Origin of the sequence: Shewanella sp. c952 (assembly GCF_019654975.1) — a bacterium.
Taxonomy (GTDB): domain Bacteria; phylum Pseudomonadota; class Gammaproteobacteria; order Enterobacterales; family Shewanellaceae; genus Shewanella.
On the sequence record NZ_BPEW01000029.1, the window covers coordinates 40536 to 58612 of the forward strand.

At 42.2% G+C, this 18077-nt stretch carries 15 protein-coding genes; 13 read left to right on the top strand and 2 right to left on the bottom strand.

Annotated features, from left to right (window positions below):
- Position 1 precedes the first annotated feature (1 nt).
- The 8 genes from cyoB to K5R16_RS16945 all read left to right on the top strand — a co-directional run bounded on the left by cyoB (position 2) and on the right by K5R16_RS16945 (position 12469).
- Positions 2-1987, top strand: a complete 1986-nt coding sequence (gene cyoB / locus K5R16_RS16910) for a cytochrome o ubiquinol oxidase subunit I (RefSeq protein WP_220738833.1) — start codon at positions 2-4, stop codon at positions 1985-1987.
- The gene (gene cyoC / locus K5R16_RS16915; RefSeq protein WP_220738835.1) at positions 1984-2619 is read left to right on the top strand and encodes a cytochrome o ubiquinol oxidase subunit III; all 636 of its coding nucleotides are present in this window, start codon (positions 1984-1986) and stop codon (positions 2617-2619) included. The genes cyoB and cyoC overlap by 4 nt, the downstream gene beginning before the upstream one ends.
- Complete coding sequence (gene cyoD, locus K5R16_RS16920; RefSeq protein WP_220738837.1) at positions 2619-2954, top strand: cytochrome o ubiquinol oxidase subunit IV; 336 nt, start codon at positions 2619-2621, stop codon at positions 2952-2954. The genes cyoC and cyoD overlap by 1 nt, the downstream gene beginning before the upstream one ends.
- A gap of 13 nt (positions 2955-2967) precedes the next feature.
- On the top strand, positions 2968-3900 hold the full coding sequence (gene cyoE / locus K5R16_RS16925) for a heme o synthase (RefSeq protein ID WP_220738839.1): 933 nt from the start codon (positions 2968-2970) through the stop codon (positions 3898-3900).
- A gap of 119 nt (positions 3901-4019) precedes the next feature.
- Positions 4020-6143, top strand: a complete 2124-nt coding sequence (locus K5R16_RS16930; RefSeq protein ID WP_220738841.1) for a M3 family metallopeptidase — start codon at positions 4020-4022, stop codon at positions 6141-6143.
- Between the two features lie 375 nt (positions 6144-6518).
- On the top strand, positions 6519-8342 hold the full coding sequence (locus tag K5R16_RS16935; protein ID WP_220738843.1) for a hypothetical protein: 1824 nt from the start codon (positions 6519-6521) through the stop codon (positions 8340-8342).
- 215 nt (positions 8343-8557) lie between these two features.
- On the top strand, positions 8558-11026 hold the full coding sequence (hsdR, locus tag K5R16_RS16940) for an EcoAI/FtnUII family type I restriction enzme subunit R (RefSeq protein WP_220738845.1): 2469 nt from the start codon (positions 8558-8560) through the stop codon (positions 11024-11026).
- Positions 11027-11113: 87 nt separating this feature from the next.
- Positions 11114-12469: an MATE family Na+-driven efflux transporter gene (locus K5R16_RS16945; protein ID WP_220738847.1), complete on the top strand. Its 1356-nt coding sequence runs from the start codon at positions 11114-11116 to the stop codon at positions 12467-12469.
- Between the two features lie 37 nt (positions 12470-12506).
- Here the strand turns inward: K5R16_RS16945 and K5R16_RS16950 are convergent, their stop codons facing one another.
- A complete protein-coding gene (locus tag K5R16_RS16950; RefSeq protein WP_220738849.1) occupies positions 12507-12839 on the bottom strand; it encodes a hypothetical protein in 333 nt (110 codons plus the stop codon).
- Positions 12840-12918: 79 nt separating this feature from the next.
- On the opposite strand from K5R16_RS16950, the gene K5R16_RS16955 reads away from it, so the two are divergent.
- On the top strand, positions 12919-13068 hold the full coding sequence (locus tag K5R16_RS16955; protein ID WP_220738851.1) for a hypothetical protein: 150 nt from the start codon (positions 12919-12921) through the stop codon (positions 13066-13068).
- A 10-nt stretch (positions 13069-13078) separates the two neighbouring features.
- On the top strand, positions 13079-13210 hold the full coding sequence (locus K5R16_RS22515; protein WP_259649915.1) for a hypothetical protein: 132 nt from the start codon (positions 13079-13081) through the stop codon (positions 13208-13210).
- Between the two features lie 63 nt (positions 13211-13273).
- Here the strand turns inward: K5R16_RS22515 and K5R16_RS16960 are convergent, their stop codons facing one another.
- Entirely contained in the window at positions 13274-13678 is a 405-nt protein-coding gene (locus K5R16_RS16960) for a hypothetical protein (RefSeq protein ID WP_220738853.1), read from the bottom strand.
- Positions 13679-13930: 252 nt separating this feature from the next.
- Between K5R16_RS16960 and K5R16_RS16965 the strand changes: the two genes are divergently transcribed.
- The 3 genes from K5R16_RS16965 to K5R16_RS16975 all read left to right on the top strand — a co-directional run.
- Complete coding sequence (locus tag K5R16_RS16965; RefSeq protein ID WP_220738855.1) at positions 13931-15424, top strand: N-6 DNA methylase; 1494 nt, start codon at positions 13931-13933, stop codon at positions 15422-15424.
- The gene (locus K5R16_RS16970) at positions 15424-17373 is read left to right on the top strand and encodes a restriction endonuclease subunit S (RefSeq protein ID WP_220738857.1); all 1950 of its coding nucleotides are present in this window, start codon (positions 15424-15426) and stop codon (positions 17371-17373) included. Before K5R16_RS16965 ends, K5R16_RS16970 begins: the two co-directional genes overlap by 1 nt.
- A 28-nt stretch (positions 17374-17401) precedes the next feature.
- Positions 17402-18077 (top strand): MotA/TolQ/ExbB proton channel family protein (locus tag K5R16_RS16975; RefSeq protein ID WP_220738859.1); only part of this gene is annotated, 676 nt, incomplete at its 3' end.

An 18077-nucleotide genomic window follows, 5' to 3' on the forward strand; every position in this document is an offset into this window, starting at 1 on the left:
CATGTCTATTCTTGGAAAATTAACACTAGAATCAATTCCCTACCATGAGCCAATTATCATGGTGACGTTAGCTGTTGTTGCAGTCCTTGCGGTTGCCATCGCGGCCCTAATTACAAAATACAGAAAGTGGGGCGTGTTATGGAGTGACTGGTTTACCTCGGTTGATCATAAGCGTCTAGGTATCATGTATATCGTGCTGGCATTAGTGATGTTAGTGCGCGGCTTTTCTGATGCCATTATGATGCGAACCCAGCAAGCATTAGCGACTAATGGTGCGGCTGGATATTTACCGCCAGAACATTACGATCAAATATTTACTGCTCACGGCGTCATCATGATTATCTTTATGGCCATGCCATTCATGATTGGTCTGATGAACTTGGTGTTGCCATTGCAAATAGGCGCTCGAGATGTCGCATTTCCCTTCCTGAATAACTTGAGTTTCTGGCTCACCACTTCAGGAGCTGTGTTGATTAACATCTCATTGGGTTTAGGTGAGTTTGCTAAGACGGGCTGGGTTGCGTATCCACCATTATCTGAGTTGGCATTTAGCCCCGGAGTAGGTGTTGACTACTACATTTGGGCGTTACAGATCTCTGGCATTGGCACCACATTAACTGGGGTCAACTTTATCGCCACAGTGCTTAAAATGCGTGCACCAGGTATGAAGTTAATGCAGATGCCCATTTTCACTTGGACCTGCACGTGGGCCAACATTCTAATCGTGGCATCGTTTCCAATTTTAACCGCGCTACTTGGCATGTTGACCTTAGATCGCTACATGGATTTCCACTTCTTTACCAATGCCGGTGGCGGTAACGCCATGATGTATATCAACCTGTTTTGGGCTTGGGGTCATCCTGAGGTCTATATTCTTATCTTGCCCGCTTTCGGTATTTTCTCTGAAGTGATCTCAACCTTTACCTCTAAACGTTTGTTTGGTTACACCTCCATGGTTTGGGCGAGTGGTGCTATCTCAATCTTGGGCTTTATCGTTTGGTTGCATCACTTTTTTACCATGGGATCTAGCGCCAATGTAAATGCGTTTTTCGGTGTCATGACCATGGTGATTGCGGTGCCGACTGGGGTGAAGTTATTTAACTGGTTGTTCACTATCTATCGCGGTCGCTTAAAGGTAACGGTCCCCGTTTTATGGACACTGGGCTTTATGGTGACCTTCACGATAGGCGGAATGACAGGCGTATTGCTGGCTGTACCTGGTGCCGACTATGTATTGCATAACAGTCTGTTTTTAATCGCTCACTTTCATAACACCATTTTAGGTGGCGCAGTATTTGGCTATTTAGCCGGATTCTCCTATTGGTTCCCTAAAGCCATGGGCTTCCACCTTAACGAGCGGTTAGGCAAAGCAGCATTCTGGTGCTGGCAGATAGGTTTTTACGTGGCCTTTATGCCGTTATATGTGTTGGGATTCTTAGGTATGACCCGTCGCCTTAGTCATACTGATAATCCCGCTTGGAACTTCTGGATCTACTTTGCGGCGGTTGGTGCGTTTATTATCTTCGTTGGCATCATTTTGCAGTTTGTACAGCTGTATGTGAGTTTTCGCGATCGCGAACAAAACCTCGACACCACCGGTGATCCATGGAATGGCCATACCTTGGAATGGTCAACTTCATCTCCGCCTCAGTTCTATAACTTTGCCAAACTTCCTCATGTATCAGATATCGATGCTTTTACTGATCAGAAAGAGAAAGGGCAAGCGTACCAAAGACCTACTCACTATGAGGCTATTCATATGCCCAAAAATACTGCCTGCGGGATATTGATGGCTATTGGCATCACTGCTGCCGGTTTTGCTGCCGTTTGGCATATTTTATGGCTGGCAATCGCAGGCATGCTTGGTGCCTTTGTGGTTTTTCTATTTCGCGCCTATGGCAATGACCATGATTATTATGTGCAGCCTAAAGAGGTTGCCACTATTGAGAATGCGCATTTAGACAAGGTTGCAAGGGGGGCAGTATGAATACAGCCATTAAAACAGACCTAAACGTTACTCCCTCTGAAACGGTGATTAACGCGGCACATGGCGAACATCACGACAGCAGCCAAAATACGCTATTCGGTTTTTGGCTCTACTTGATGACCGACTGCATTTTGTTTGCGTCTGTGTTTGCAACTTATGCAGTGCTCTATATGAATACTGATGGTGGCGTTTCGGGGAAAGACATTTTTGAGTTGAATTTTGTCTTGATTGAAACCGCAGCGTTATTGCTCAGTAGTATCACTTTTGGCTTGGCGTTAATTTTTGCTAAACGACATAACCGCAGAGCAACTGTGATCTGGTTATTGATCACTTTTGCCCTCGGTTGTGTGTTTATAGGTATGGAAATTTATGAGTTCCATCACTTAATAGAGCAGGGCAATGGACCTCAACGCAGTGCATTTTTATCCTCTTTCTTTGCCTTAGTCGGTATGCATGGATTACATGTCACTGCTGGTTTGATCTGGATGGCAGTATTGATGATAGAGGTGCTAAAAACTGGGCTGAATAACCGCAGTATTACACGTCTTGGTTGCTTAAGTTTGTTCTGGCATTTTCTCGATATTGTATGGATCTGTGTATTCACTGTTGTTTATCTATTGGGAGCTTTGTGATGGGACAGGGAAATACTTTAGCAACACAGCAGACTGATGACCTTTCAAGTCAAGTGAAGTCCTATTTGGTTGGCTTTATGTTGTCAGTGGTTTTAACGGCAATTCCATTTTTGGCGGTGATGAGCCACTGCTTTGAGAAACCGTTAACAATCGCGCTAGTGCTTGGATCTGCAGTGGTACAGATTGTGGTGCACCTCAAGTACTTCTTGCATCTCGATTTCTCAAAAGAGGGCAAACTCAATACATTCTCTTTTTTATTCACCGCTTTGATTATTGTCATGGTTGTGGGCTTGTCGGTGTGGATTATCTACGCCGCCAATGCATTGATGATGTAGTGAGAATGATGTCATGAGAATTCAAGACCGGTTTATGTCAGCACGATTGAAGTCAACGATACGAAGTTATGCTCAGGTCACTAAGCCTGGCATCATCATGGGTAATTTGATTTCCGTCGCGGGTGGCTTCTTGTTAGCTGCAAAGGGTGATGTAAATTGGCTCTTGATGCTTGCCACTTTGCTTGGTTTATCTCTGGTGGTTGCTTCTGGCTGCGTGATTAATAACTGTATTGACCGCGATATCGACGGCAAGATGCAACGAACCCGCCATAGAGTCACGGTTACGGGGCAGATCTCGCTGCGCTCGGCACTGATTTTTGGCCTAGTGTTAGGTGTTCTTGGCTTTGCCATGTTGGGGATTTTTACCAATAAGGTTGCCTTGTTATTTGCTGCACTTGGCTATCTGATTTATGTCGGTGTTTACAGCTTGTATATGAAGCGAAACTCAGTCTACGGCACATTGGTGGGCAGCATCTCAGGTGCTGTTCCACCTGTGGTCGGCTACTGCGCAGTGACAGGCCAACTCGATATTGCTGCCATTATTCTATTACTGATGTTTAGCCTGTGGCAGATGCCGCACTCTTATGCGATAGCAATCTTTCGCTTTAACGATTATTCAGCAGCAAAAATCCCAGTATTACCGGTTGCATCGGGGATCACTAAGGCAAAGCTTCATATCGTGCTTTATATCGCTGTGTTTGCTTTGGTTAGCGCTTCACTGCCACTCGCCGGCTACACGGGATTGACCTTTATGGCGGTTACTTGTGCTACCAGTCTATGGTGGCTGGCGATGGCATTACAAGGCTATCGCCATGGGGTAAACCTACAGCGTTGGGCACGACAACTCTTTGGTTTTTCCATCATCACGATTACAGCGCTAAGCGTCACTATGGCGCTGGATTTTCAGTTAGTGACACAAACCCCGCTAGCACTTTTAACTAATTAGTTTTGGTGAGATAGCCAAATAATAGGTATCAAAAAACAGCACTAAACCTTAGCAACACCTTGAAGAAATGTTTCATATAGCGAGCTTAATTATAAAACTTAAAAAAGGAAGGAAAGCACATGCGCAAGAATTTAATCACACTTACAATCACCATGGCATTTGTTCTAGGCGGTTGTTCATCATCGTCAAATGATATGTCGACAGCTAAAGTCGGTATGAGCAATAGCAGTAATGTATTGCTTTACCCTAGTCCGCTGCAAGATCACGCGCCTCAATTTGATAAAATAAAATCAACAGATTATCTACCCGCATTTAGAGAGGGAATACGACGCCATGATGAAGAGCTAGCCTCTATCATCAACAATCCATCAGCAGCAGATTTTGAGAATACTATCTCAGCAATGGAATCTTCCGGCGCAGCATTAAACCACGTGTCACGAGTGTTCTTTGCTTTATCGTCTTTAATGTCGAATGATGAGATGCAAAAGATCCAACAGACCATTACCCCAGAGCTCACCAATCATGGCGACAATATCTATCTCAACCAGAAGTTGTTTGCTCGAGTGGAAGCTGTGTATCAACATAGGTCCGCACTAAAAGGTGAACAAAAACGTTTAACAGAGATCTATTACAATAACTTTCTCCGTGCTGGTGCCAAGTTATCTGCAGCCGAGCAAGCCAAAATTCGCAGTATCAATGCCTCGTTAGCTAAAGACACTGCAGAGTTTTCAAATAACATCCTTGAATCATTTAAAAGCGATGTCGTTTTAGTGCAGGATAAAAGCAAGCTAGATGGACTGTCAGCAGATGAAATCTCATCTTTGGCCGCCGCGGCTAAATCAGCAGGTAAAACGGGTTACATGATCACCTTGGTAAACACTACCAGACAACCGATATTGGCCCAATTAACCAACCGTGATTTACGTCAACAGATATGGCAAGCATCTTCAACTCGCGCCATGTCTAACAATGGCCCGTTAGCACTAAAAATTGCTAGGCTACGTGCTGAAAAAGCAGCATTACTTGGCTATTCAAGCTGGGCTGCTTATGCGGTTGCCGACCAGATGGCTAAAACCCCATCTGCAGTGTTCGACATACTTGATGCCTTAGTGCCCAAAGCTGTCGCGAAAGCGGATTCAGAAGCGCAAGACATACAAGCTGAAATGGCAAAAGAGGGCGTGAGTTTTGAGTTACAACCATGGGATTGGGCGTTCTACGCAGAAAAGGTGCGTAAAGAAAAGTACAACCTCGATGAGAGTCAGATAAAGCCCTATTTTGAATTTAACCGAGTGCTAAAAGACGGGTTGTTCTATGCAATGAACAAGCTCTACGGGATTGAAGTCAAACCAAGGCCCGATCTGCCGGTATGGAATGATGATGTCTTAGCATTTGAGGTCTTTAACAAAGATTCGAGCTCAGTGGGGATCTTCTACCTTGATCCATACGCAAGGCCTGGCAAGAGCGGTGGTGCTTGGATGGATGAACTAGTGACGCAGTCAGGCCTAATGGGCAATAAGCCGGTCGTTTATAACGCGCTTAACATACCAAAGCCTTCTGCGGGAAATCCTACGTTGATGACGTTCGACGAAGTATCAACAATGTTCCATGAGTTTGGTCACGCAGTACATGGTTTGTTCTCTCAAGTGAAATACCCAAGTATTGCAGGCACTGCAACTGCTAGAGATTTCGTTGAGTTTCCATCACAGTTTAATGAGGACTGGGACATTAACCCTGAGGTGATTTCTCATTACGCCAAGCATTATCAGACTGGAAAACCAATTCCAGCTTCGCTGTTAGATAAAATATTAAAATCTCATAAATTTAATCAGGGTCACGACACCACCGAATATCTAGCTGCGGCTATTTTAGATATGGAGTGGCACTCAGTGCCCGCAAACACACAAATTTCAAATGTAGAGGAGTTTGAGCATAAAGTGCTTGCTAAACACGGTATCGACTATGCTGCTGTTCCGCCTAGATACAAGACTAGCTACTTTAGCCACAGCTTTAGCGGTGGTTACTCTGCAGGTTATTACGCCTATTTATGGACAGAAGTATTAGCTGCTGATGCGTTCTCTTACATGAATAAAACCGGTGGGTTATCGCATGATAATGGCGACAAATTCCGCGAAGCTATTTTGTCGAAAGGTAACAGCCAAGATTTAATGCAAGACTACATTAACTTCACTGGCGGCGAACCGAACATCGACAACCTACTCATCCGCAGAGGGTTAACCGAGTAGGTTAAATTTGCAACTAATCTCCCTGCAATCATAGTAGGGAGACATTCTTAAATTCAAGACATAAAAAAAGGGTCATCATTGCTGATGACCCTTCTTAGTATTTGGTGGAGGCGGCGGGGCTCTATTTTCTGGCGTAAGCTTTTGTAATTAAATGCAAACACCAGGAATATTGATTGCGGTGTTCCCACTTGTGTTCCTATAGCTCTATGTCATGCGAAATAAACAATCCATATTTGAAAATCTTTTAGATCTATGCGCGACCTGTTTAGTTTACGTATTCGATTCGCTAATAGTTATTGGTTATATATTAACTTAAATAGACATGATAATTGCTAAATCCAAAGTTAAAGTATCAAACAATATTCAGGGGTTAGCATGGAACACGAGACTATAGAGACGATTAACAGGTTGATTTCAACTCTTCCGGAGGAAAATAATACCCGAGCACAGTTAGAGAACTTCTCAGAACTCTATGAGATTAGCCGCGATTATTTGGCTGACCTTAATCATAATATTGCATTTATTGGCAATGTAGGCGCAGGTAAAACTACGGCTATTTGTCACCTTTTGGGTTTGATTCACAACGGAGTTCCATTGCTCAGCACTGGTTCCGGACGAACTACGCTTTGCGAAGTACAATTGAAATCTGGATCTGCATTAAAAGTTGAACTCGTACCTCACAGTGATAAAGAGGTCTATGCATACTTATTAGAGTTTGCTCAATATTTAATGCCTGGAAATGGCGATGAGAGTGATAGAGAAAGTTTCAAGTTAAGCGCCGAAGTTGATAGGGCGTTGAGAAACATGTTAGATCTTAAATGCATAAGAAAAGACAAAAATGGTAATAAGGTACGTATTGATAAAGCGAAAGTTCTAGCTGGAAAATTCTCATCAGCGATAGAGTTGTTTGATGAGTTTAAACGTCTAATTATGTTAGATAAAAGAACAGTTACAAGGCATGTTTTTGATGGTGAACAGAACGGTATGAGTTGGATGCATGAGACGTTTAAAAACATTAACTCAGGTCTGAAAGGTAATGTGAGTCTGCCCAAGAAGATGATCCTAACAATTCCAGATCTTACTTTTACTAATTCAGATGTGTCTATTACTATCGTCGATACTAAAGGGGTTGACCAGATCGCTAATAGACATGATTTGGATTCTTACCTGAACGACGATAGAACAATATGTGTGCTTTGTACTCGGTTCAATGATGCTCCTGATAAAACTACAATGAACCTACTTGATTTTGCGAGTAAAGCTGGATTAGAGAATCGCATCAGTCTTGAAACAATTCTTCTCATTTTAGAAAGAAACGGAGAGGCTAAAGATGTTATGGATTACGATGGTACTGTCGCTAACACTGAAGATGGAAGAGAAGTAAGAATTGAGCAGGTTACCAATGTTGTTGACCAATCTCGTGGTATCAAAGAGCTCTGTATGCCTTGTTTTGATGCTAAATTAGATTCTCCTTGTGATGTGTTGGAACTCGTAGAGAATAAAGTAACTGGGTTAAGGAAAGCACATATACGAAAGCTAAATCAAATTACAGAAGCAGTAAATGCTATCGAGCGAGAGTTGACCTCTAATTCTTCAAGTGAAGCAAAAAATGATGTAAGGCAAACTTTGGAACCGTGGATTCAAAAGTCTCAAAGAAGTAAGCCAACAATAGACAAATACTTTAAAGAACTAATTAATACCATACTCGGTAGAACAACTTATGCTGCAAGTGTACGTGCAAGCGTTAATAGAGATGGAGACTGGCATCGCCTTGATTATTATCAAATACTTGCAGTTGCTTCTCGTTCTCAGTGTGTAAAGGAAACAGAAGTTTTATGTTCAGAGTTAAATACGCTTGTGAACAATATGCTGTCGAATAACAGGTTGCAGCCTGCTTACATGTTGCTTGAGCAGATAAAAAATACAACAGATCTTAGGCTAAAAAAACTAAGAAATGTGGCATACCTTTTGGGACGTAGTGCTTATCAGTCTGAACTTGAAAAAGATACGGAATTTTGGAAGTTACTAAATAGCCAATGGGGAAAAGGACCTGGTTACAAACAGAGAGTTGCTAGCAATACTAACGAATGGTTTTTGAATGTTAATTATTCAGAAATTGAGCTGAAAGTCGTTAGAGAGGTCGCTTTATTGTGGGATGAATATGTACATGAAATAAAGAGCATTGTGGGAGTTAAGTAACTAGTGCAATGTACTCAATTGAATGTAATTGGTTGCGTCATACAGATTTTGACTACGGCGATATAACTCTATGTTAAGTTGTTTGAGATCAATTTGTGACCAACCATTTATGTTTGAAGCAAAATATAGGTTAGTCCAGCTCTTTATGGCACAATCCAAACGGGCATAACTGTCCGAAACTGTTTGTTATCTTCTAAGAAGGACCTGGATTGGCGATGAGCATTAATAAAGCAAAGTTGACTGAAACGGATATCATCACAAAGTTCATCATGCCAGCCATTACTGATGCAGGTTGGGATGATATGACGCAAATTCGCCAAGAGGTGAAACTGCGTGATGGTAAAGTGATTGTGCGTGGCCAATTAGGTGTGCGTAAAACCGTTAAGTCGGCTGATATTGTGCTCTACCATAAACCGAGCATGCCGCTTGCTGTTATTGAAGCTAAAGCCAATAAGCATGAAGTTGGTAAAGGTATGCAGCAAGGGTTGGATTATGCACGCTTGCTTGAAGTGCCTTTCATCTTTGCCTCCAACGGTGATGGTTTTATCTTTCATGATAAAACCAAACTAGGTACCGCTGAAGCACACAACCTAGAATCAGAAATTCGCTTAGAAGACTTTCCATCGCCACAAGAATTATGGGCTAAATACTGTATTTGGAAAGGTTACACCGAATCACAGCTGCCGATTATTAACCAAGAATACTATGACGATGGCAGCGGTAAACACCCTCGCTATTATCAACTACAAGCCATCAATAAAACCATAGAAGCAATATCATCAGGTAAAGATCGTGTTCTTTTGGTGATGGCTACCGGTACAGGTAAAACCTACACCGCATTTCAAATCATTTGGCGTTTATGGAAGTCTCGCGCTAAAAAGCGAATCTTGTTCTTGGCCGACCGTAATATTCTAGTAGACCAAACCCGTATTAATGACTTTCAGCCATTTGGTCAATCAATGACCAAGATCACGGGCAGAACAGTAGACCCGTCATATGAAATCCATCTGGCGTTATACCAAGCATTAACAGGTCCAGAAGAAAGCCAAAAAGCCTTTAAACAAGTTGATCCAGACTTCTTCGACTTAATCATCATCGACGAGTGCCATAGAGGGAGCGCCGCTGATGACAGTGCATGGCGTGAAATTCTTGAATACTTCGACAGTGCAGCGCAAGTTGGTTTAACGGCCACACCTAAAGAAACCGATGAAGTATCTAACTCTGATTACTTTGGTGAATCGGCCTATACCTATTCGCTTAAAGAAGGTATTGAAGATGGTTTCTTAGCACCTTATAAAGTGGTGCGTGTAGACATTGATGTTGATTTGCAAGGCTGGCGACCCACTAAAGGTCAGATTGATAATCAAGGCGAAATCATTGAAGACCGCATCTATAACCAAAAAGACTTTGATCGCACCATGGTTATTGATGAACGAACGACACTTGTTGCCGAAACCATCACCAACTATCTAAAACGTACCGACCCAATGGCTAAAACCATTGTGTTCTGTAATGACATTGACCACGCAGACCGTATGCGCCGTGCTCTCGCTAATCTCAATCCAGAGCAAATGGCCAAGAACGAAAAATACGTCATGAAGATCACCGGTGATGATGAGTTAGGTAAAGCCCAGCTCGATAACTTCATCAATCCCAAAAAGTCCTATCCCGTTATTGCCACAACCTCAGAGTTAATGAGCACTGGTGTTGATGCTAAAACCTGTAAGCTGGTGGTACTGGACCAAAACATACAATCCATGACCAAGTTTAAACAGATCATTGGTCGTGGTACACGTATTGACGACAGATACGGCAAGCTATGGTTCACCATTCTAGATTTCAAAAAAGCCACTGAATTGTTTGCTGATGAACGCTTTGACGGTACACCTGAGAAAGTCATTAAGGCCACGCCAGACGATATTAAAGATGAAGAGATTGATATCGACTCAATTGGCGATTCAATAATTGATGCAGATGAAGAAAATACCGATGCTGAGCTGGCAACTGATGAGCATAGCACTGATAACAATCAAGATGACACAGTAAAAGAACCCCAAGGTGATGGCAGTTATGACGGTGAATGGGCTGACGATGAACCGCAAAAGATTAACAAATACCGTGTATCGGGAGTCAGCGTCAGTAAGGTCGCTGAGCGCGTGCAGTACTACGACAGCGACGGTAAATTGGTGACCGAATCTTTTAAAGATTACACCTGTAAAACCATGGCTAAACAGTTTGGCTCGCTTGATGAATTTGTCAAACGTTGGAACGAGTCTGACCGCAAACAAGCCATCATTGATGAACTCGCCAATGAAGGCATTATCTGGCAAGCACTAGAGGAAGAAGTGGGTAAAGACATGGACCCATTTGATATGATCTGTCACGTGGTATATGACCAACCGCCACTAACACGCGCTGAACGCGCCAATAATGTCAAAAAACGCAATTATTTCACTAAATATTCCGATACAGCACAAGCTGTTTTAGAGAATCTACTGATAAAATACGCCGACGTTGGCGTGCAAGAAATCGAATCCATGCAAGTGCTCAAAGTGCAGCCATTTAACGAAATTGGCAGCCTAAGTGAGATTGTCAAAAAAGGCTTTGGGGGCAAACCTCAGTATGAGCAAGCCATTAAAGAATTAGAAGCAGAGATTTATCAAAACCACCAGCAATCAGCATAATGATATCCGCCAAGGCACACCTGCCAAAGGTTAGGCCGTTGGCGAGTATATAACCCGTGTAACCATTAGTTAAGGTGTAGTTGAAATATGTTCCAAAGCTTAAAGCGAACAGCTTCCATCAACGCTTTTAAGCAGATTAATTTTGAGCTCTTACTGGTACTAATTTTTACTAGTTTAATACCACTTATTTATTCAACCACTCGAATCCATTTTTTAGGTAACTTACCTGAACCTTGGTCGTTTAGCATTGCAGCGCAAGTTGCATGGCTGAATGTGGGTTATGAGGTGTTAGCAGAAGCTTTATTATTGCCTTTTGCTTACATACTAGGGCAAGTACGAAAACAGCCGAAAGCTTACAATATTCGTATTTCTACAGGTTTAATAGTACTGCTACTTGCCTATGCCATTGTCACAGTTTTAGTCGCCATATTCACACCGCAACTGGTGAAAGGCATGCAGCAGCAAACGACACTTGTCGCACAAACCGTCAGCTATATCAGGCTCGAAGCACTCGGTATTTTCATATCGAGTGTATTTTCATTTGCTAGCTTAGTATTGGTACTGAAAAATAAAAAGGTGCTAATTTACAAACTTCTGATCCTTCAAACGGTGTTAATCATCCTTGGTGACAGCTTGTTTGTGAGTCATTTATCGTTTTCATACCAGCTTGGGGTAAATGGCATCGCATGGACAAACATCATCACCCATTGCATCTTGGCTGGCATATCTATTGTTTACCTTTCGAGTAAAGGGTTATCAATAAATCGAATACATTTTATTGGGCAGTCATGGCTCAAAGAGTGGTTACGGGTAGGCTGGAAATCAGGATTAGAGTCATTAGTGCGTAATACCGCATTTGTGGTGATGATTTTACAGCTAGTCAATCAAGTGCAGCAGGCTGGTACCTATTGGCTAACCAACCAATTCATTTGGGGTTGGTTGCTATTACCTATTCTGGCTATAGGGCAGCTGGTTAAGCGAGATGCTGCCAACAATAATGGCTTAAGTACAGATAAAATTAACGGCTATATGCTACTGGTGTTGGCCTTTGTCCTGTTGTGGTTATGCTCTACAGCGGGGTGGCAGTTATTTATCAGCCAAGTGATGGGGATAGAACAATCACAAGCCGTGGCTCAGTTAGCATTGCTGATGCTCGGGTTCTACATTATCTTTGCTTTTAATCATGTCATTGATAGCTACTTTTATGGCATTGGTCGTACCGACTTAATGTTGTATCAATCGCTAATCGTTAACACTTTTTTCTATGGTAGTGCGTTTGTTGCTTATCAATTTGGCTGGTTTATTCCGTCACTCATTAAAATTGCCATTATGTTTGGTATTGGTATGACAATCGATGCGTTTATTACTGCTTACCTGTACTACCGGTTAATTAAAGCCCGCCAATCTCAGATGATTAACATTGTAGCTTGTGCTAATAAGTAACGAAATCAAAGGGGGGAGTGCCCCTTTGATTGTACAATTAGTTGTCCAGCTCACCAGAAAGCTCTGTAAGAACAATTGTAATCTCATCATTTAAGCAGCTATGACTAACAAATTGACTTCGAACCTTATCAAGGTTGAGTGCTTGATAACTAGGCTGTTCTGCTAATATATCAAGGTATGAATCTAACACTTCCTCTTTGGTCGTTTTTCGTTGTAGCTGCTTCTTAATGTTCTCAGCAAGCTTTTGCTCAGCCTCTTTATCAAAATCATCATAAAGCGCTTCATAAACTAACTCCGCAAACTTGTTAATACTCAGGTTTAGTTTTTGCAGTAACACTTTTATTTGTTTTTGTTTTAGTTCTGTCCCCATTGGTCCCCACACCCTATGTCATTCTGTGCCTGTCTTAGCGAAGACACTAATTAAATTAACCAGTAAAAAGGAATTAAACATGACTAAAAGTAAAACCCCAATGACACCTGAAGCCGCTGCTCGCATTCACTCAGGCACAGCCAAGCAAAATGGTGGCAAGGTAGACAAAGGTAGTTTTGGTGCTCGTGCACAACGTGCAGCAGAAACCAACAAAAAGTCAGGCAAATAAGGAGATTACCATGAACAAATCAACACCCAAATCAAACTCTAAAGCACCGGCAACATCTCGCCCAAGTAACAACCCCAACTACCCTAGCACAACAGGTAAACCGTCTGGCAAAAGTCGAGGTAACGTCCCAAAGGGTAAGTAAAACGATGTAACGTTAAATTCGACTAAAGCGGTCACCATTGGTGACCGCTTGTTTACCTATAAATTATCGGCAGCTCTTAGCATTCTGACGAAAAATAGGAACAAAGCCTTTCACATTGTCTTTATAGTCAGCATAAGGATAATCTTCCTGAGTATCTTTAAGCGCGCATAGGCAAGCATCGCGCTTGCTGAGATAGTTGCTTTTAGAAATAGAATTTGTACTTCCATTAATACAGCTATCCAGCAACGCATATTCCACCGCTATTGGGTAACGCTCACCATAGCCTTTAATCTCATCATTGAGAGTATGAAAGCCAACATAAGTTAAAAGGGCGAGCGCAGTGCCTGTTATGATTTTTCGTTTAGAAAATTCAAAACCTTTGTAGTCTTTCTCACACTTCTTACAGCGTATGTTTTCAGCGTACTCGATTTTATTATCTTCGCTGCAATGGGGGCATTCAATAATCATGGGACACCACTAACTTTCATCCTTGTTAATCAGTTGTTTGGCAATTATTTAATCATAGTTAATTGATTACTGCATACGTTTATATCTCATTTTTAAAAATGCTTCTAATAATAACCGAGCAGTCAACTCTGTAATTTATCGAGCAGGAGAGTTTCATCATGTTTATGAGCCTTTTATGGCTTATTATTCAGTGTATTGATGTAGTGTTTTTGCTACTATCCTAAGCAGTTTTTTTGTATTCAGGAAAGTTTTATGTCTATCAGTTCAGCAGTTAAATCCATCCAAGATATTATGCGTAAAGATGCTGGGGTCGATGGTGATGCACAGCGCCTAGGGCAAATGTCTTGGTTACTCTTCTTAAAAGTGTTTGATGCCCAAGAAGAAGAGTTGGAGCTTGAACTAGACGATTACCGTGAGCCAATCCCTGAAGAGTTTTTATGGCGCAATTGGGCGGCAGATAACCAAGGCATTACCGGTGACGAATTACTTGAGTTTGTCAATGACGAGCTATTCCCACAGCTTAAAAGCCTGATTGCGCCAATCGACAAAAATCCCCGTGGTTATGTAGTCAAAGCCGCATTTTCTGATGCCTTTAATTACATGAAAAACGGCACGCTACTGCGCCAAGTGATCAACAAGCTCAACGAGATTGATTTTACCGACTCAAAAGAGCGTCATCTATTTGGTGACCTTTATGAGCAAATCTTAAAAGACTTACAAAGCGCCGGTAATGCAGGTGAGTTCTATACACCACGCGCCATCACTAAGTTTATTGTTGCAGTAACTGACCCTAAGCTTGGCGAGTCCATCATGGACCCAGCTTGTGGTACTGGCGGCTTTTTAGCATGTGCCTTTGACCATGTTAAAGCCAACTACGTTAAAACTGCGGAAGACCACCAGCAGCTACAAAAACAAATCCATGGGGTCGAGAAAAAACAACTGCCACATTTATTGTGTACCACCAATATGATGTTGCACGGCATAGAAGTACCAGTACAAATCAAACACGGCAATACCTTAAACAAGCCGCTTTCAAGTTGGGATGATCAAGTAGATGTCATCATCACCAACCCGCCATTTGGTGGCACTGAAGAAGACGGTATTGAAAAGAACTTCCCCAGCGAGTATCAAACCCGTGAAACAGCTGATTTGTTCCTACAGCTCATTATTGAGGTCTTAGCAACGAAAGGGCGCGCTGCCGTGGTATTACCAGACGGCACCCTGTTTGGTGAAGGCGTTAAAACCAAAATCAAAAAGCTACTGTTGGATGAATGTAACCTGCACACCATAGTGCGTTTACCTAACGGTGTATTTAACCCCTACACAGGCATTAAAACTAACATTCTGTTCTTCACTAAAGGCCAGCCAACAACTGACGTATGGTTCTACGAGCATCCATACCCAGCAGGGGTAAAGAACTACAACAAAACCAAGCCCATGCGCTTTGAAGAGTTTGCACCTGAACTGAGCTGGTGGGGCAACGAGGCTGACGGTTTTGCGTCGCGGGTAGAGAACGAGCAAGCCTGGAAGGTGTCAATTGAAGACATCATCAAGCGTAACTACAACCTTGATATTAAAAATCAACATGTGGGCGAGGTCATCAGTCACGACCCACAAGCATTACTCCAAGACTACGCCAAGCAGCAAGCCGATATTCAAGCCTTGCGTGATCAGCTTAAAGGTATTCTCGCGGCTGCACTGGCTCCAGCACCTGTTACTCCAGTAAAGAGCGGAGATAACAAGTAATGGCTGACTCTTTACCTACAAAATCAAAAACAGCATCAAAAGTAGACTCAACCAATTTAAATATTATCACTGACCATATCGATATTTGGACTTCAGCCATCAAGCAAAAGTCACCATCAGGTCGTGGTTCATCGAAGAAGTTTTCTCTGCATGGCATTAAAAAGCTACGCGAACTGATTTTAGAACTCGCCGTGCGCGGTAAGTTGGTCCCACAAGATGAGAAAGACGAACCTGCATCAGTCTTGCTTGAACGTATTGCTGCTGAAAAAGCGCAATTGGTCAAAGACAAGAAGATTAAAAAGCCAAAAGCCCTGCCTGAAATTAGCAAGGATGAAAAGCCGTTTGAGCTGCCAGTTAATTGGTCATTTTTACGATTAGAAAATATGTGTGAGTTAATTACAAAAGGATCATCTCCTAAATGGCAGGGTGTTTCCTATACAGATAACCCAGACGATGTTCTTTTTGTTACCAGTGAAAATGTTGGCGCTTTTAAGATATTACTTGATAAGAAAAAATATGTTGAAAGGACGTTTAATGAAATTGAACCTCGTTCAATTCTGAGAAAGAATGATTTCTTAATGAATATTGTTGGCGCTTCAATAGGGAGATGTGCAATATTTGACTTAAATGAAGTCGCTAATATAAATCAAGCAGTTTGCTTAATCAGGTCATTTTCAAAGCATATAGTTCCAGATTTTTTTCTGAAATTTTTTAATAGTCATACATGCATTTCGTATATGTATGACAAGCAAGTTGAAAATGCTAGGCCTAATCTTAGTATGAGTAATATTGCTAAATTTATTATTCCTATTCCTCCGATCGAAGAACAACACCGCATCGTCGCTAAAGTCGATGAGCTGATGAGCTTGTGTGATGCCCTTGAAGCGCAAACAGAAGCGAGTATCAGCGCACATCAAACCATAGTCGAAACCCTGCTTAATGCGCTGTTACTGCCTAACACCGCTCAGCCAACAGGTGCCCAAACAGCCAGTGGCAGCAAAACAGCAAACAGCCTTAGTTCAGCAGCCGGTTCTGAACATGCACAAAGCCCTGATCCTTCTTTTGAGAACAGCCATGAGCCGCACTTTATAGATAGTCCTGAGCTACTTTTCAAAGAGAACTGGCAACGTGTTGCCGAGCACTTCGACACGCTATTCACCACCAGCGCCAGCATCGACACCCTAAAACAAACCATCCTCCAACTCGCCGTCATGGGCAAGCTGGTGGAACAGGCCAGCTGCGAAGCGAGAAATAGTGCGAACTATGAACCTGCCGCTAAGCTACTAGAGCGTATCGCCGCAGAAAAAGCACAGTTAATCGCTGACAAAAAAATCAAAAAGCAGAAACCACTCCCCGCCATCACCGACCAAGAAAAGCCGTTTGAACTGCCGCATGGGTGGGAGTGGGTTAGGTTTGGTGACTTAGTTAATTTTAAAGCTGAGTTAGTAAGACCTGAGGCTTTTCTCGACTTTGATCAAGTTGGACCTGATTCTATTGAAAAAGGAACTGGTCAACTTATCAAACGCAGAACTGTGAAAGAGTCCGGAATCAAAGGACCTAATAGTAGATTCTATAATGGCCAAATTTTGTACTCTAAAATTCGTCCGTCTTTATCTAAAGCTATTATCGCCGAATTCGATGGATTATGTAGTGCAGATATGTACCCGCTAGAGTCAATGATCTACTCAAAATATCTACTTAAATCAATATTATCTGAAGTATTTCTTGAACAGGTGAGATTAGCTGAAAACCGCATTAAAATGCCTAAGCTTAACATTGATAGTTTGTCCGAGATTAAGTTGCCGTTAGCCCCACTCGAAGAACAACACCGCATCGTCACTAAAGTCGATGAGCTAATGGCACTGTGCGACCAACTCAAAGCCCGTTTAAGTGATGCCCAAACCACCCAACTCCACCTCACCGACGCCATCGTCGAACAGGCTGTTTAACAACATTATTAATTAAAGAAGTAAAAATATGGAAACTTTAGAAAGTCTATTACGCGGTTTTAATACTGGCGTTGTCAGCAGCAGCATATTAGTTGCGATGGTGATTGTATTTGGCTTAGGCCTTTGGTTCACCAAGAAAGCGCAGCAAGTTGAGTTTGTGCAATATGTACCGACACTATTAACCACTATGGGTATTTTTGGTACATTTTTAGGCATTGTGCTGGGCTTACTAGAGTTTAATCAGCTAGATATAGAAGCGAGTATTCCGCCACTGTTAGAAGGGCTAAAAACGGCATTTATCACCAGTTTGGCGGGTATTCTGTTATCGCTGATTTTTAAAACACTGTCGACATTCTCATTCTTAAAACCGAAACAGGTTGAAGAGAGTATTTCTTTAGCAACACCAGAAGCTATTCTCGGAGCCATGCAAGCGCAGGTTGCTGAAACTAAGATACTTAAAGACGCAATTGTCGGTAATGAAGAGTCGACGTTGTTTGGTCAGTTAAAAATCCTGCGCGGAGACATTAATGATAACGCCAAACTGTCACTTAAAAGTTCCCAAGAGCAAGCGATTAAGCAGCAAGAAAATTTTGAAGCGTTCTCAGAAAAGCTGTGGCTTAAGCTGCAAGATTTTGCTGATACCTTATCAAAATCAGCTACCGAACAAGTGATTGAAGCGCTGAAACAGGTGATTACAGACTTTA

Coding starts and splice junctions, on each gene's coding strand:
- cyoB (WP_220738833.1), top strand. CDS start 2: ATGTCTATTCTTGGAAAATTAACACTAGAATCAATTCCCTACCATGAG.
- cyoC (WP_220738835.1), top strand. CDS start 1,984: ATGAATACAGCCATTAAAACAGACCTAAACGTTACTCCCTCTGAAACG.
- cyoD (WP_220738837.1), top strand. CDS start 2,619: ATGGGACAGGGAAATACTTTAGCAACACAGCAGACTGATGACCTTTCA.
- cyoE (WP_220738839.1), top strand. CDS start 2,968: ATGAGAATTCAAGACCGGTTTATGTCAGCACGATTGAAGTCAACGATA.
- K5R16_RS16930 (WP_220738841.1), top strand. CDS start 4,020: ATGCGCAAGAATTTAATCACACTTACAATCACCATGGCATTTGTTCTA.
- K5R16_RS16935 (WP_220738843.1), top strand. CDS start 6,519: ATGGAACACGAGACTATAGAGACGATTAACAGGTTGATTTCAACTCTT.
- hsdR (WP_220738845.1), top strand. CDS start 8,558: ATGAGCATTAATAAAGCAAAGTTGACTGAAACGGATATCATCACAAAG.
- K5R16_RS16945 (WP_220738847.1), top strand. CDS start 11,114: ATGTTCCAAAGCTTAAAGCGAACAGCTTCCATCAACGCTTTTAAGCAG.
- K5R16_RS16950 (WP_220738849.1), bottom strand. CDS start 12,839: ATGGGGACAGAACTAAAACAAAAACAAATAAAAGTGTTACTGCAAAAA.
- K5R16_RS16955 (WP_220738851.1), top strand. CDS start 12,919: ATGACTAAAAGTAAAACCCCAATGACACCTGAAGCCGCTGCTCGCATT.
- K5R16_RS22515 (WP_259649915.1), top strand. CDS start 13,079: ATGAACAAATCAACACCCAAATCAAACTCTAAAGCACCGGCAACATCT.
- K5R16_RS16960 (WP_220738853.1), bottom strand. CDS start 13,678: ATGATTATTGAATGCCCCCATTGCAGCGAAGATAATAAAATCGAGTAC.
- K5R16_RS16965 (WP_220738855.1), top strand. CDS start 13,931: ATGTCTATCAGTTCAGCAGTTAAATCCATCCAAGATATTATGCGTAAA.
- K5R16_RS16970 (WP_220738857.1), top strand. CDS start 15,424: ATGGCTGACTCTTTACCTACAAAATCAAAAACAGCATCAAAAGTAGAC.